Source organism: Vallitalea okinawensis, from assembly GCF_002964605.1.
Classification (GTDB): Bacteria; Bacillota; Clostridia; order Lachnospirales; family PQDH01; genus Vallitalea_A; species Vallitalea_A okinawensis.
In genome coordinates, this window is the sequence record NZ_PQDH01000009.1 from 159,429 (window position 1) to 177,139 (window position 17,711).

At 35.4% G+C, this 17,711-nt stretch carries 9 protein-coding genes; all 9 read right to left on the reverse strand.

Translation table 11 applies throughout. The features are described 5' to 3' along the window. Positions 1-47: 47 nt before the first annotated feature. Positions 48-488, reverse strand: a complete 441-nt coding sequence (locus tag C1Y58_RS20830; protein WP_105618426.1) for a peptidoglycan recognition protein family protein — start codon at positions 486-488, stop codon at positions 48-50. 195 nt (positions 489-683) lie between these two features. Then, the gene (locus C1Y58_RS20835; RefSeq protein ID WP_105618428.1) at positions 684-5,855 is read right to left on the reverse strand and encodes a hypothetical protein; all 5,172 of its coding nucleotides are present in this window, start codon (positions 5,853-5,855) and stop codon (positions 684-686) included. A gap of 197 nt (positions 5,856-6,052) precedes the next feature. Further along, the gene (locus C1Y58_RS20840) at positions 6,053-9,469 is read right to left on the reverse strand and encodes an Ig-like domain-containing domain (protein WP_105618430.1); all 3,417 of its coding nucleotides are present in this window, start codon (positions 9,467-9,469) and stop codon (positions 6,053-6,055) included. Between the two features lie 311 nt (positions 9,470-9,780). Beyond that, positions 9,781-10,482, reverse strand: coding sequence for a peptidylprolyl isomerase (locus tag C1Y58_RS20845; RefSeq protein ID WP_105618432.1), 702 nt, complete (start codon positions 10,480-10,482; stop codon positions 9,781-9,783). 55 nt (positions 10,483-10,537) lie between these two features. After that, entirely contained in the window at positions 10,538-11,134 is a 597-nt protein-coding gene (locus C1Y58_RS20850; RefSeq protein ID WP_105618435.1) for a peptidylprolyl isomerase, read from the reverse strand. A 353-nt stretch (positions 11,135-11,487) separates the two neighbouring features. Next, positions 11,488-13,017, reverse strand: coding sequence for an extracellular solute-binding protein (locus C1Y58_RS20855; RefSeq protein WP_157950224.1), 1,530 nt, complete (start codon positions 13,015-13,017; stop codon positions 11,488-11,490). 125 nt (positions 13,018-13,142) lie between these two features. After that, positions 13,143-14,009 (reverse strand): carbohydrate ABC transporter permease, encoded by an 867-nt coding sequence (locus tag C1Y58_RS20860; RefSeq protein ID WP_105618439.1) that lies wholly within the window; start codon positions 14,007-14,009, stop codon positions 13,143-13,145. 15 nt (positions 14,010-14,024) lie between these two features. Then, positions 14,025-14,978, reverse strand: a complete 954-nt coding sequence (locus tag C1Y58_RS20865; RefSeq protein WP_105618441.1) for an ABC transporter permease — start codon at positions 14,976-14,978, stop codon at positions 14,025-14,027. A 375-nt stretch (positions 14,979-15,353) separates the two neighbouring features. Further along, on the reverse strand, positions 15,354-17,648 hold the full coding sequence (locus C1Y58_RS20870; protein WP_105618443.1) for a helix-turn-helix domain-containing protein: 2,295 nt from the start codon (positions 17,646-17,648) through the stop codon (positions 15,354-15,356). Between the last annotated feature and the right edge of the window lie 63 nt (positions 17,649-17,711).

A 17,711-nucleotide genomic window follows, 5' to 3' on the forward strand; every position in this document is an offset into this window, starting at 1 on the left:
TTATATTAGCACATTGAGGACTACAAGAAAAGTAGTCTTCAACATATTCACGAAATAGCTTCTTTCAGAACCTCACGAAAATCTTCACCTACCCAATGGTTATATTGTACTACTTTTTCTATAGGAATGTTATATTTTTTAACTAAATAAATGACTAACTCAATTGCATTTTCCTCCGCTTTATGACGGTCACCATCCTCATTCATACAAATAGCTATACCTATGGACTTATCATTATTTTCATCATCCCCTTGACTAACCTGGTAGCTCACTTCAGATAATGGCAAATGCTGAAGAATAACCATATCATCAACTGTATAATGCCAGGAAATCAATTGATTGATAGTTTTCATATGTCTAGCTAGCATTCTTGCATGGGTACCCTCCTCTACCATACCAGTATCATAAATACATATATAAAGGGGATTCATGGCAATACCTGGTCTATTTGAATGTCCTTTAGGTATAAAATCCTCAATAATTTTCATCTTATACTCCCTTCTGTAATGATTACAAGCCTTGATTGCAATTTCATATCATCTTATTCCACTAGGCTTGTACTATATGACATAACCCACCCTAATATCATATGATTGTAATATAATAGATGTGCTATTAGGATCAAATGGCTGTTTGTTAATGCAAAAGATCGATCAAAAATGACCGATCTTTTGACTGGCTACTTAATTAACTACAGCTTGTGTTATACCATAGTTAACAACTAGATTATTGATGTCTACTTCGACTACCATGACGTAGTCTCCATTTATAGCTTCTATGATTCTATCCTCTGGTAATTCAACCCATTCTACGGGAGCTTCCATTCCCCAATAGGGATATTCTACGATAACCGTACTACTTACAGTGTATAGATACTTATTACCTTCAACTAAAGCTTCTACAACTGTAATAACTGTATGCGTATTATTACTCTCGTCATCAGTTGCACTTACTGTCAAGGCTCCTGCTGGCTCTACTTCTACAATAGCATTTGTCATACCATACTTAACTACTTTATTACTTCCATCTATTTCTATAATCATTACATAGTCTCCATTGGTAGCTTCTATGCTTCCTTCAGTGGGTAAGTCTTCCCATAGTCCTGATGCCTCCATGCCCCAATAGGGCAATTCATCAAAGGCAGTTTCACTAACCGCATATACTAACTTATTTTCAGCACCTAATACTTCAGTAACTGTAATTACCGTATGGGTATTGTTGCTATCATCATCTGTAGCTGTTACTGTCAGACTCCCTACTTCTTCGTCCTCAACAATAGCATTGGCTATGCCATACTTGACTACTTTATTATATCCATCTATTTCTACGACCAAAACATATTCTCCATTGGCAGCTTCTATACTTCCATCAGTGGGTAAGTCTTCCCATAGTACTGATGCTTCCATCCCTAGATATGGATACTCTGTAAAGCTATCCTGGCTTACATCATATACCAGCTTATGACCATCACCTAATACTCCTTCAACTGTTATTATGGTATGTGTGTTATTGGTATTATCATCTGAAGCTGTCACTGTTAGACTTCCTGCTTCTTCTACTTCTACAACGGCTATGGTTCTTCCATAAGCTACTACTTTATTACTTGAATCTACTACAATAACCAATACAAAGTCACCATTGTTTGCTTCTATACTTCCACTGGATGGTAAATCACTCCATTCAGTTAAGGCTTCCATACCCCAATAGGGATATTCATCGAAAGGTGACTGACTGACAATATATACTAACTTATTACCATCAGCTAACTCTTCCTCCACAGTTATGACTGTATGGGTACTATTAGATTCATCGTCTAAAGCTGTCACCGTTAAACTTCCTGCTACTTCAGCTTCCACAATGGCATTAGCTATACCGTATCTTACTACTTTATTATTTGAATCTACCTCAACGACTAATACATAATCTCCATTGTCAGCTTCTATACTACCATTAGCTGGTAGGTCATCCCACTCATTTAAAGCTTCCATTCCCCAGTATGGTAATTCTGAATAAACATTACTACTTACAGTGTAGACTAGATTATTACCGTTTCCTAGTTCTTCGGAGACATTGATAATAGTATGTGTATTATTATCGTCATCATCTGATGCCGTTACAGTTAGACTTCCTGCAGCTTCTACCTCTACAACTGCATTGGTTATTCCATATCGGACTACTTCGTTACTTGAATCTACTTCAACCACTAATACATAGTCCCCATTTGTAGCCTCTATACTACCATCAGACGGTAAGTTACTCCAAGTATCTAAGGCTTCCATTCCCAAGTAAGGTAATTCTGTGAAACTCTCATCACTCACTAAGTATACAAACTTATTACCAGCCCCCAGTGTCTCTTGGACACTAAGGACTGTATGGGTATTATTATCATTATCATCTGATGCAGTCACGTTTAAAGTTCCTGCATCTTCAATTTCTACAACGGCAATGGTTTTTCCATACCTTATGACTTTATCATTTTGATCAACCTCAAAGACTAATACATACTGGCCACTCTCGGCTTCAATGATACCATCAGAGGGTAATGCTTTTGCACCAACCACAACCATTCCCTCGTATGGAATAAGATCCACATCCATTTCACTTAAAAGGTATTTAAGATCGTTATAGTAACCTATTTGTTCTTCAACAGAAATTACAGTATGATCAGAACTTTGATCATCATCTGCTGCTGTCACCGTTAAACTTCCTGCAATATCTGTTGTTTCAATTGAAATATCGAAATCCCATGTAAAGTCTTCAACGTAATTCGTTGCAGATTCATTATCATCTCTATCACCTAAGTATTGAGCATCTTCTACGGTGATATAATATCTACCATCATAATCATCTGCATCATTACCATCAAGGTAAATATGGATTTCAACCATGTTACTATCATTAAAGGTTACCACATCGTATTCGCTGCCTGCTTTAAGGTTATCATTATCAAATTCAATTTCAAAATCAGTTTTTCCTATGGATTGATTATTAAATTCCACATTTTCATTAAATACAAGGGTGTAGACAACATATGCTTGATTACCATCAACCCTGACTTGAGTATCAAAATTATCTGACGTAGGTTGAATATAACCATTATATTCTATAACACTAACTTCAACCTCCGTTCCTTGTGATACAGCGTTGCTGCCAGAACCATCAACAACGAAATCTTCTGTTGCATCATCATCAAATTCTGGCTCTATGAAATCATATACTTCTAGATTAGGATACGGTGCTAATGGTGTGTCTAAATCATTGACGGTTTCAGCAGGTATATAGTCGCCATTATTTTCTTTTTCTGCAGCGATACATAAGATTAATTCCTCAGGACCATCATCCTCATCAACGGTAACCGTTCCATCGGCATTGATTTCATAATCATCAATCTCAATTTCAACGATTGTATCACCATCATCATAATCTTCATTGATATTAATATCAAGCTCTCTATTATCATTGACATAATCATAATAAAGCTTGAAATCATCATCTTCTACAGAAACATAATCGTCAATTCTTACTTCAATGATTTCCGAAGAAATGGCACGTACCCAAGGCCCATTGTAATCATCATCGTCAACAAGTTTAACCGTATCGTCTCCACCTTCTATATCAAATGCATAGGTTAATTCTTTGGTCAGATTGCCTGATACATCTGCTACTCTAGCAATGACTAATTCCCAATCTTCGTGAAGAATACCCCAGAAAACATCATTCTCATCATCTTCTGGAATGGTTATTGTAACCACATCGCCTTCATCACTTAATTCTAAGTCAACATCTTCAATATCATCATCAACGTCGTATAACTTATTACCATCTACTAATTGATAATTGGAAGGTTCTAAGACAGAATATTCACCATCATCTGACATTTCTTTCTCATATTCTACTCGTATCACAAGATCATCATCAACTTCATGGAAAGTAACTTTTGTATTCTTTAATTTTGGTCTTATTTCATCATTCATGTCAAAGGTGAACTTGGATTTATTCATATCGTTCCCCTCTGTATCCTCAAGACCGTCTATATAAAGTGTTATTTCACCAGATACTTCATCTTTCAATTCGATAGTAACTTTATCACCATCATCATCAAGGGTTACTCTTCTAATATCAACTTCATCGTCATCCTCATCATAGACTATATACGTATCTTTATCCGTTGCTGAATCTTCATCTAAATCACTATCGACAAATGTAATTTCAAAGTATTTATTTTCATCATCATCACCATCTACCTGCTCAATATCACTGACTATAGGTGGTGTCTTATCTTCTTCTCTCTCAATAACGACTTTGATAGTATCCACCGCATTACCGTATAGGTCTTCGATTGCATCTTCTTCAATATAAATATATCCGATGCCTTCTGGCAGCTTATCACTATCATAAAAAGTTAATGTTAACTCCTTACCATCGACTTGTGGTAATTCTTTAACTTTATTGCTTGTATTGGTATGATAGAAATCATCTTTAGAACCTTCTAGCTGTATATCTCTATTAAATATTAATGTAATTTCTGTAGCTGATTCAACATCGTAGTCAACAACTTCTGGTTCATCAGTTAATAACTCTACATCCACTTCAATTTCTTCATAGATGCCGTAACCTGCAAAATCAACACAGTCAGCATCGATCTTAATGGTATATGTTTCATCATCATTTAAATCCGATGACATGGTAATATCTACAGCATTGTAATTATTAGGATTTCTATGGATTGCCTTAATCCCTGCTTTTTTGCCATTCTCTTTGTATACAGTAAAGCCGTCTTCATCAAACTCAGATGACTCTACATTAAACTGATGATCTGTACCATCAAATTCATCAGCTAGATCTGTTTTAAAAGACTGCATCATTTCACTGAATTCAACTCTAATTTCTCTTTCTCCAAATACTTCAGCGTCAACAACCTCTGGAAATTCCTTATCCAAATAGTGAACACTTTCATCTTCTACAGCATCTGCTTCTTCTCCATCCATCCCCTTAACATTATCAACTTCAACACTCACTTTTGATCCATTGGAGACTTTCTCATGAGTGACTAAAACTGTTCGATCATCTTCTAGTTCAACATCCAATGCATCATCACCATCAATTTCAAAGTCATCTGTATCTAAACTATCATCATCAACATCAGAGGTGAATTCTACTAAAGTTTGGACTAAGCTTATAGGTTCTATATCTAATACTTCAAACTCTTCAGGCTCGGGCTCTTCTATCAGACCAGCATCAACTGCTATATCTTCATCTACAACCCCTTCTTCAATCAATATTTCGATAACAGTTAGTTTTTCACCTTGAGGTACAGCCATTAATGCTTGATAACAAACCCCTACTAAATCATCTCTTATTGCTTCATCTTCTGCATCAAGAATACCTTCAAATGTTAACAAGTCTTCTTTTAAAGCTAATTCTAAAGCATTTTCCCAGGCATAGTTGCTCTTATAGCCTAATTCTCTTAAAACTAATGTTACCAACTGCTTCACAGTCATTTCTTGTATGAGTGATTTATTCCCATCTCCTAGAGTAATACCATTGACATAGGCATATGTAACAGCATCCACTTGCCAAGGTTCCACATCAGTAAAAGGTATTTTCTTTCCTTTAGTAGATTCTAGATCCCAATTAAATATTCGTGACATCATGATTAAAGCATCACCTTTTGTCAAGTCACCTTCAAGATCAGGATCAAATTTGTCTGGATTAACACCTTGAAATAAACCTAGTAAATTGAGTACTTTGGCTTCACTTGTATGTTCAACACTACCAGAAGCATAAACTGCTAATGAAGGGCAAAGCATTGAAATCACCAAGAGCAAAGCCAGAACTTTCTTAAATCTCTTCATAATAAGATTGTTCCTCCTTCTAAGTTATTGTTCTGTATCTACATGGTTTAATTTACCATTTAAATCAATTATAACAAGGTAATGATTACCAGTCAATTTATGTAGTGTTACAATGATGTTAATAGTTGATTACAGAAAAAGAGCCACAAAAAAAGTCGACCCTAAAGGATCGACTTTTTATTATTCATATTATGGAATTACTGTATTTCAAGAACACCAGCTTTTACAACTTCTTCTATACCAGTATTTGAATCAACTTGAGCTTCAACAACTATTACATAGTCACCAGCATTAGCTGTTGCACCAGTTAATGAATTCCAAGTAGATACATCTTCTCCTACAGTTGGTACATCACTAGCGCTACCAATCATGTATAAGAATACATTTCCTTGAGTAAGTGTTTCATCAACACTTAAATCATAGACAGCACCATTAGCTGTTGCAGTTACTGTTAAACCAGTTGCTTCTGTAGGATCAACAACTTCAATATCAAAATCGAAAGTGAAATCTTCTACATAGTTAACTGTTTCTTCAGAACCATCTCTATCACCTAAGAAATCAGCATCTTCTACAGTAATATAATATCTACCAGCAGAATCATTTACATCAGTAGCTAAGTAAATATATAACTCAACACTATTTACTGAAGAACTAACAACGTCATAGTCTACATCTGCTTTTAATTCATCACCATCAAATTCAACTTTGATATCTGTTAAACCTAAAGCATTTTCAAACTCAACTTCTTCATCAAATACAAGTGTGTATTTAACAGCAGTATTGCTGTTATGAGTTACTACTTGCTTGTTTTGTGTATCACCTACAGTTACAGAAGTACCAGTTGTAACTAAAGCAACTTCCGTTCCTTGAGTAACTGTTACAGTATTATCAAAAGTAGCGATAACTAAATCTTTAGTTGCATCTTCATCAAATTCAGGATCGATGAAATCATATACAGTTAATTTATCATATGTTTCTACTGGTACATCATACTCATTTACTGTATCAATAGTATTACCATGGTCTGCTATATCTAATACTAAAGCATAATCAGTATTGTTAATAGTTACAGTACCATCAGCATTTAGATCATAATCATCAAGTTCTAATGTAACAACAGTATCGCCATCATCATAAGTATCATTTACATTGATATCAAGCTTTTGAGAAGCAACATCTGAACCATAGTATAATTCGAAATCATCAGCATCTACATCAACTTTTCCATCGATTTTAATTTCGATTTCTGTTGATGAAATTGCACGAACCCAGTTTTCAGTTGTTGATTCATATTTATCATCATCAACAAGTTTCACTGAAGTTGCACCACCTGCAATAGCTAATTCTTCTGTCAATGATTTTGTTTCATTACCTGAAGCATCTGCTACTCTAGCAATGATTAATTTCCAGTTACCACTATTTGCAGCAAGACCTGTTGTTGCATTAAAGAAGTCATCATTATCTTTGTTAGGAATAGTGATTGTTACTACATCACCTTCATCACTTAATTCAATGTCAACATCTTCAATATCACTATCAGCATCATATAAAGTTGCATTTGATGTACCTTTTTTGAATTGGTATTTAGATTCATCAGTTACTGAGAACTCACCATCTTCAGCCATTTCTTTTTCATATGCAACATTAACAACTAAATCGCCATCTACAGTATAATAAGTTACTTCTGTTGCAGCAAGATCTGGGCTAATTTCATCAGACATTTCTAAAGTGAATTCTGATTTTTCCATGTCATTACCTTCGTTATCTTCAAGACCATCGATAACAACTGTAATTTCCCCAGTTACTTCATCTCTTAATTCAACTGTGATTTCATCACCATCAGAATTTAAAGTTGCTCTACGTACATCTACTTCATCACCATCTTCATCAGTTACAGTGTAGATATCTTCATCTTCAGCTGAATCTGATGTATCGCCTTCATCAAGAGTGATTTTGAAATATTTATTTTCAGCATCATCACCATCAACTTGCTCAACATCTACAACGATTGGTGCAGTAGTATCTTCTTCTCTTTCAATTGTTACTTTAATAGTACCAATTGCATTTCCATATAAATCTTCAATAGAATCTTCTTCTAAATAGATGTATGCAGTACCTTCTGGTAATTCATCATCTTCATCAAATGTTAATGTTAAATCCGTACCATCAGCAGTAGGTGCAACATCAACATCATTTTTAGAGTTTGTATGATAGAAATTAGCTACAGCATTATCAGCTACAGTAATATCTCTATCGAAAGTTAAAGTTACTTCTGTTGATGAATCAACATCATAACTTACAACTTCTGGTGCAACAGTAATTAACTCTACATCAACTGTTACTTCATCATACATTCCGTAACCAGCAAAATCAACTACGTCTGCATCAATTTTAATTGTGTAAGTTTCACCATCATTTAAATCAGCAGATAAAGTAATATCTACAGCATTGTAATCGTTAGGATTACGTCTTACTTCTTTGATACCAGCTTTTTTACCGCTCTCTTTGTAAACAGTAAAACCATCTTCTTCGATTTCAGCTAAGTCAGTATCGAAATTACCATCTGAATCAAACTCATCAGATAAGTCTTTATTAGCTGTTGATGAAATAATAGATTCCATCATTTCGCTGAATACGATTCTGATTTCTCTATCACCGAATACTTCAACATCAACTACTTCTGGGAATTCTTTGTCTAAGTAGTATACATCTTCTAATTCTGTATCTTCAACGCTTGTACCTTCAGCATCATCGATGTTAGCGATCTCAACGTCAACCTTTGCACCGTTTTCAATCTCTGTATGAGTTACAACGATAGATTTGTTGTCGTCTTTAACTTCAAAATCTAAAGCTTCGTCACCATCAAATTCGAAGTCATCAGCATCTACAGTATCGTCATCAACGTCAGCAGTAAATACTACTAATGTTTGAACTAAACTAAGAGGCTCAACTGAAGCTACTTCAAATACTTCTGGAGCTGGCTCTTCCATTAAACCACTAGCTACTGCTGCATCTTCTTCAACAGCACCTTCTTCAACTAATGCTTCAAGAACAGTTGCTTCTGCGTCTTGAGGAACAGCTGTTAATGAGTTATAGCAAACGCCTACTAAGTTATCTCTAATAGCTACTTCATCAGCTGCAAGAACTTCTGTAGCAGTTAATAAATCTTCAGCTAAAGCTAACTCAATAGCATGATCCCAAGCATAAGCACTTTCGTAACCTAATTCTCTTAATACTAAAGTAACTAATTGCTTAGATGTCATTTCTTGAACAAGTAATTCGCCACCGTCTCCAACAGTAATGCCATTTACATATGCATATGTAACAGCGTCTACTTGCCAAGACTCAACATCAGTAAATGGGATTTCTTCACCTTTAGTAGATTCAACATCCCAATTAAAAATACGTGACATCATGATAAGAGCGTCACCTTTTGTAACGTCACCCTCAAGATTTGGATCAAATTCGTCTGGATTAACACCATCAAATAAACCTAATGAATTTAGTACTTCCGCTTCAGTAGTGTTATCAACTTCTGCAGCAAATGCTGTCATTGAAGATAAGACCATTGAAAGTGCTAAAACTAAAGCAAGTACTTTTTTGAAATTTTTCATAATAGCGTTTTTCCTCCTCTAAATTATATTTTATTTATCCCATGTGGTTATTTTTACCACATAGTTTACAATAATTATAGCAAAGCATATTTTTCCAGTCAATAAAACTTAGCCTTATGTAATATTATTGTAACAGATATATTTTGCCAACCTTGGCATAATGTATTATAAAATAAATTGGTTAAATTTTCAATAGACAGCTCGTAATGTAATACAAATGTAATATACCCTTTACACTGTCATCACAAGATGATTGCACCACGAAAAAAATCCCTGTCTAAATGCATTAAACAGGAATATTTCTTATAGTTTTACTCTTTCCATTCCACAATCTCAATACTCTCGATGATAATATCGTCAACGGGTTTATCATTGTCTCCAACTTCTACTGCTGCAATTTCGTCTACGATGTTCATACCCTTAAATACTTGACCGAATACAGAATGTCTGAAGTCTAACCATGGTGTACCACCGATTTCTCTATAAATATTAAGAGCATCTTCTGGGTAACCACTGGCTTTCATGGACTCTAAGGTTTGCTCATCTAAAGGTGGTGCTTGAACAATAAAAAATTGACTACCATTGGTACCTGGTCCAGCATTCGCCATGGATAATGCACCTCTGAAATTCAATAAATCCTTACTGAACTCATCTTCGAAGGGCTCACCCCAGATACTTTCACCACCGGCACCTGTTCCTGTTGGATCACCACCTTGAATCATGAAATCTTTGATTACTCTGTGAAATGTAATGCCATTATAGTATTCATTTGTAGCATGAGTTTTAAAGTTCTCTACTGATTTTGGTGCTTTTTCTTCAAAGAGCTTAATATAAATATCACCATGATTGGTATGCATGATAGCAATTTCTTCTCCATCCTCTGGTAGTGACATTTGCTTGGTGTAATCTCCAGCATCAATATTTAATTCTTCTACTGTACCGTTATCACTAGCGCAACCTGTTGTAGAGAATGTTAGAACGATACAAAGCATAAATGCTATGATGTTTTGCATAGGTTTCATCCTCTCCTTTAACCTAAATTCGTATTTATATCATGATTCAGGTTATTTATCCTTCGTAAGCTACTATTTCAAGTTTTTTTATGACAACGTCTTCAACTGGTTTATCTTGTACACCAGTTTTAACGTTAGCAATTGCATCGACGATGTCCATACCTTCAAATACTTGACCAAATACAGAATGTCTGAAGTCTAACCATGGTGTACCACCATGCTCTTTGTAGGCTTCGACTGCTTCATCTGGGAAACTAGCACCTTTTAATTGTCCTAGCATTTGTTCTTCTACGCTATCTTTTTGAACGATGAAGAATTGACTGCCATTTGTGTTAGGACCACTATTTGCCATGGATAATGCTCCTCTGAAGTTGAGTACTTCTTCGCTGAACTCATCTGGGAATGCTTTACCCCAAATACTTTCGCCACCCATACCTGTTCCTGTTGGGTCTCCACCTTGAAGCATGAAGTCTTTGATAATACGGTGGAAGATTAAACCGTTATAGTAACCGTTTTTTACATGTGTTTTGAAGTTTTCTACTGTCTTTGGTGCTTGCTCTTCAAAGAGACGAATTTTTAATGTACCATGATTAGTTGTCATGATTGCGATTTCTTCACCTTGTGCAGGTTTTTCAAATTGTATAAAACCCATTCTTTTACCTCCTAAATTTCACTTCATATGATCGCGTTATTTATATCATATGATTCACCTTATTTATTATACATGTTTATGAAAGATAAGGAAATGACTAAATTGTAAAATAACCTTTAAATAAATTGCACACGGTCAAGCATGTAAGGCATTCTATTCGCCAGCTAGGAAGACGTCCATGTCTTTATAGCTGGGCTCGCCATCCTTGGCTCGCTGCTCTATAGAATACCTTACATGCTTTCGGTGTTGGGTGATTGAGTTAAATATTCTATTTTAAAATTTAGTTGGGAAAAGAGAAGAGGATGATAAGTATTTTATACCTATCATCCCCATAACTATATTTGTATTAGCTATTATTTTAAACTATCGTAGATCTTTTGTACTTCTGCTAGGACTTGGTCGCCGCCTTGGTCTCTCCATTCTTCGCTAAGGCTTGTGATGCCTTCGTCGATGGTTACTTCTCCTGTTAGCATCATGATGAATTTTTCGTTGTAGATTTCGTCCAATAGACCTTTGAATTCGATTTCGGATTCTGTTTTGAGTGGTACAAGGTTGCCCATTTGGTATTGGGATGCGAAGTCTACGGAGTCTAAGGCTCTTTCTCTGTTAGGTTCGATTTGTGGTAGATAATTGGAAGCTAGTGGCCATGTCACTGTACCCCATGCTAGGAAATGGGACCAACCGTTTGAGGCAAAGTTATCTTTTTCACGTTCTTCTAGGTTATAGTTAATGGTGTCACCATCTTTTGTATAGTGAACGCCTTCTATACCTAATGTTAATAGATCTCTGCCTTCTGGTGATACAAGTAATTCAATAAAAGCTGCTGCTTTTTCTGGTTGTTCACAAGCTGCTGTAATAGCTGTCAGCATACCACTCTTTCCTTCTCCTGCAAAACCACGATTACCTTCTGGACCCGCTGGTGGTGCGATGTACGTTAACTTACCATTAGGATCAACTTTTTGTAAGTTACCTTCATGACGAGATACATGACGGTATAATGGTAAATCAACAACTGCTACCTTACCTTGGTACCATTTTTCTTCTTTCATCTTGTTATCATTTAACATGAACTCTTTATCAATAAGATCTTCATCCCATAAAGTCTTTAAGTACTCCATACCAAGTTTGAAAGATGGGTCTTCAAATTTAGGGATAACATTACTATCAACATCTAATGACCAATCTGCATATTCTAATCCGTAAGCATGGAATACCCAGGCAAAGTTACCGATTGGTTTTGCTCCACTAATACCGTATGTATCTTTATCCGCTCTAAACTTAAGTAACATATCATGGAATTCATCTAATGTCTGTGGTTCCTCAATACCTAGCTCTTCCATCCAATCCCCTCTGACAACGATGTTTGAATTGGTAATGCCTTTTTGAGCGATGAAGGGATAGCCATAGTATTGACCATCAACAGCTGTCCATGATTCGCGTTCACATTGTTCTTTAACAGTTGGCATGATATCAAAGTAGTCATTGATAGGAAGGATAACACCATCTCTGATCCACTGACTCACTGCAGCATTGGGATAACTGCTGTTAACGACGTCTGGAAGGTCACCAGATGCAATGGCAATATTAATCTTTTCGTAACCGCCCTCTGGTACACTTCTAAATTGGAAAGTAACGCCTAAACGCTCGCTCATTTCTTTAACAACTCTATCGTTGTCTGCATTGACACTCTTAGCCGCATCATCCCCTAAGAATAAAAAGGATAATTCATAAGGCTTTTCTTCACCCTTACTTTCACTCTTTGTATCGGATTTCTTCTCACTATTACTAGATGATGGTTGTTCATCATCACTAGCACATCCCCCGAAAATTCCCACGGTCAATACAAATACACATAAGATTGCTATTAGCTTTCTCATTGACATATGTAACTCCCCTTTCATTAATACCTTATTATGAACTTCATATCTATATCAAAACCACCTGTCCTTCTTTTACATTATTATAGCATCATTAGCTATTTAAAGGACATGGTTTTGTTTTCTACAACTTAACCTTTAACCGACCCTATCATAACCCCTTTAACGAAATACTTTTGGAAGAATGGATAAGTACTGATAATCGGGATAAGTGCTACCATAACAGCTGCCATTTTGATGGGCGTTCCTAAGAGGTAAGGGTCATCCCCTCCACTCATGCTACTGGCTTCATTTTCAAAAAGCATGGAGCGAAGAAAGAGTTGTAGAGGCCACTTCTCTCTATTAGTGATGTATAAAACTGCTTGAAAATAATCATTCCAATGGTATACCGCATAAAAGAGACTGATCGTTGCTATGGCTGGCATGGATAATGGAATAACGATCTTGAAAAGTACGCCTATATCCGTACAGCCATCAATAATAGCTGATTCTTCTATGCTCTTTGGTATTGACATGAAGAAATTCTTCATAATGATCAAGTTATAAGTAGATATAGCTGTTGGCATGATTAATGCCCATACGGTATTCATAATTCCTAGATTTTTAACAACCATGTAGGAAGGAATCAATCCACCACTAAAGAGCATGGTAAAAACGATAAGGAACATAATGATCTTGGTTCCTTTTAAGTCTTCTTTGGATAATACATATCCTGTTGTTATGGTTAGAAGCATATTGATGAGTGTTCCTACTACTGTAATAAAAATGGTGACACCATAGGAAGACCATAACCCTTCCATTCTGAAAATGTATTTGTATGCCGTTAAATCCACTTCTGTAGGTAAGATATGATAATCTGTTGCTAGGTACCCCTCATAAGAACTGATGGAGGATACTAAGACTTCCCAGAAGGGATATAGTGTAGCTAATGCCAGTATGGTTAATACAATGACGTTAATGGTATTAAAGATTCTATTGCCAATGCTACGTTCTTTCATCTTTTTTCCTCCCCTCTAATAAATCCCTGGTTGTTCCATCATACGGGCTATTTTGTTAGCTGATATTAAAAGTACAAAGTTAATGACAGACTTAAAGAGACCTATGGCTGTTGCCAAGCTGAACTTACCTTCTGATAAACCAAGTCGATAGACATAGGTATCAAGGATATCCGATACTCTATATACAGCTGGGTTGTATAGGACATAGATTTGTTCAAATCCTGCTTGCATTAAATTACCTATACGTAAGATTAACAAGACTACAATGGTACCTTTAATGCATGGTAAGGTTATATGCCATATTCTTTGCCATCTATTAGCACCATCGATAACAGCTGCTTCATAGAGCTGGGTATCAACACCAGACAACGCTGCCATATAGATAACTGTATTCCAACCAAACCATTTATAGATGGCTGTCCATACGAGAGTCCATCTGAAGTATTCTGGGTCTGTTAAGAAACCGATAGGTTCACCACCCAGTGCCACGATGATCATATTGACTATACCTGTTTCTGCTGAGAGAATGGTAACTAACATACCACCAAAGATGACCCAGGAAATAAAATGAGGTAAATAGACAACTGTCTGAATAACTTTTTTAAATTTCATCTTGGATAGTTCATTAAGAAGTAATGCAACAATGATGGGTGCAGGGAAACCACAAACTAACCTCATTAAACTGATGATGATAGTATTCTTAAATACTTGAAAGAACTTATTTAATGAAAATAGATACTCAAAGTGTTTGAATCCTGCCCATGGACTACCGATGATACCCTTCATAATATTGAAGTCTTTGAATGCAATGGTAGCACCGTACATAGGTATGTAATGAAAAATAATATAATAGATGATACCTGGTACTAATAGTAGATATAAATAGCGATGAAACCATATGTAGGCTAATAATGATCGATTGCTTTTGGTCTTAGATGATTTTTTCTTTACCGTTGTTAAGCCATTCATACTTATCCCCTTTCTTTAACTCCAAATGACGATTACCACTTTATACGGTCGAGTATATAAGGAATTCTATTACGCTGGCTGGAAAGACGTCCATGTCTTAGACAGCCAGGTTCGCCATCCGTGGCTCACTGCTCCATAGAACACCTTACATACTCTCTGTATCGATTAGGCAAATTTTTGAATTGAAGTTACTGTAAATGTCAGAACGATGATTGCATGTGATGGTATTATTATAGATTTCATGACAGTTAGCTCTCAAGATTCTATTTATCTAATGGGGATTATATTGGCTTTTTTGATGGTATCATTTCTTATTATGCGTATAAAATCGTATCAAAAAGGGATTCTCTACGTGGTGTAGATGAATCCCTTTTTCTATTCTTTCATTTTTTTTCTATATTCTGTTGGGGTCATGTTGTAGTATTTTTTGAATGCTCTGATGATGTTTTGCTTGTTTAAGTAGCCTGTCTTTTCTGCTATTTCCACGATGTTATCTTTTGTTTCTATTAATAAGGTACTTGCCTTCTCGATGCGTATCTCATTCAGGTAGTTTAAGAAGGTGGTATTCATTTGATCTTTGAAGAGTTTACTGAAGTAGCTTCTACTTATATGAAACTCATCGCTGATGATATCCAATGTGAGAGGCTCTGTATAATGTTCCTGCATATATGCTTTAATCTGATTAATTAACTCAACGTTTTGATTATCTTGTTTTTGGCTAATGAAATCTTGTAGGTTACTGATGGCTTGATTGAACCATTCTTTAATTTCTTCTAATGACCTCAGTTGCCCAAATTCGGTATAGAGGTTTAAGTTAGAATGAAAGATGGTATCAATATCGCCATTGAGCTCTACTATTAAAGTAATGAGCTGGTTGATTAAACGCATAAGGAGGAAGTATTTATGCTGTACACTAATGGATTTACTTCTTAACAGTTCTTCTAGCATGGGTTCAACTTCAACCTGTTCACAGCTACTCTTTCCTTTTTTGATGCTGTAAAGAAGTTGTTTACTTTCCTTCTCGAACTTCTGTATGTCTTTGCTTCTTCTTTGAAGAAATTTATCTTCTCCGTGAGAGATTACATTTTCTCCTGCCACTAAACATTTATACTCTAGGTTTCTTTCTGCCTCTTTTAAGGAAAGACTAATATCCTCTATCGATTCATAATAGGACCCAATGCTTATAAATGTCTCACATTGAACTTGTTGCTTGACTCTACTGCTGACTGCTTCAGCTACACTATGGCAAATATCTTCCATAGCCTTTTTCTCTGTTACCTGATCCAGATTAAGAATCAGCACATAGTTATCAAGGCTAGTATCTATAACGATACCCTTTGTTACTTCTTGTATGCATTCCCCACAGAGTAACTTAATCTTATAACGTGTTAAGTTCTGCTCTTTAGCTGTTTTTCCTTGATTCATATGATTAATCTTTAAAACCATAGCAACATAACCTTGTAAAGTCATAGGAATATTGTAATAGTCAAAATCATGGATAATGGTTGATTCATCTGTTACATTTCCGTTAATAAGACTTAGTAAAAAATATTCTTTTAAAATCAACTCATTCTGCTCGAATTGAAGTTTAATCTGTTCATTCTCTTTACAAAGACAATCAAAGGACCCCTTTATATACCCTAGCTCATTGAAGTCTTTATCCTTGTCCATATCCACCCCATCTTTTCGTAAATCCAATATATCTTCTGTCAGTTTACGAATAGGGCTATAATATTTCTTTGAGACAAATAAAGCTAAAGCAATACCTAGCAAAAGACAAATAAAACAGATGGTTAGTGTAATTTTGATGACTATCAAAGCGTTTTTGAATACTTGATTATAAGGCATAATACTAATGTATTTCCAGCCATTATCTCCTTGTATAGAGGATACGAAGTTATTATCTCTACCATCTTTAACAATGAAACTACCTGTCTCTCCTTGTTGAATATGCTGGTTAATGGTCTTTAAACTTGATATAATCTGCTTATCATCCTTAGAAAAAATAATATTATCATTATCATCAATAACATGAATGTTACCTAATTTTTCATTATTAATATTGATATAATCGTCATAGACTGCTTTCTGGTCAATATTAATGACCAGCATCCCTCTGGTATTAGTACTGCTTAATGGTAGACTCATGACTAAACTGATGACTTCGTTGGATACATGGGTCGTTTTATATAATGTTCTACTTGATGTCCAGTAATAGAAGTTATCATCATTCATATTCGCTTCTATAAAACCTCTGTCACTGAATACATCTAAGTCCGTTATACCTATATCAGTTATGACTCGATTATTTGTCTCATCATAGATATAAATGGAATAGATATAATTAAAGATTTGTAGCCGATTTTCCAGTAGAGAAGTAATATTCTTTAATTGGTTGTAATTATCTTCAATGGACCAAGGTGCTAGTATAAGCCTTTCTATATCTTGGCTTACTGTAAGCTCTAATGCCATTTTAGATATCTCATCTAATATAACGTCTGTCACCTGTTTGGTCTGATAGAGAACTTCCGTATTATAATCATAGGCATTTTGCTTTAAGGCACTGCTTATCAGATAGTAACTAAGAGCTCCCGTTGTTAGTGTAATGATGATCATTAAAATGAGTAGATTGAATAGTAATTTAAAATATAGACTCTTATTCTTTAACATTATAACCCCCCAATGGTTATTACTTGTTATTTTCTATTATACACCACATCCCATAACTGAACT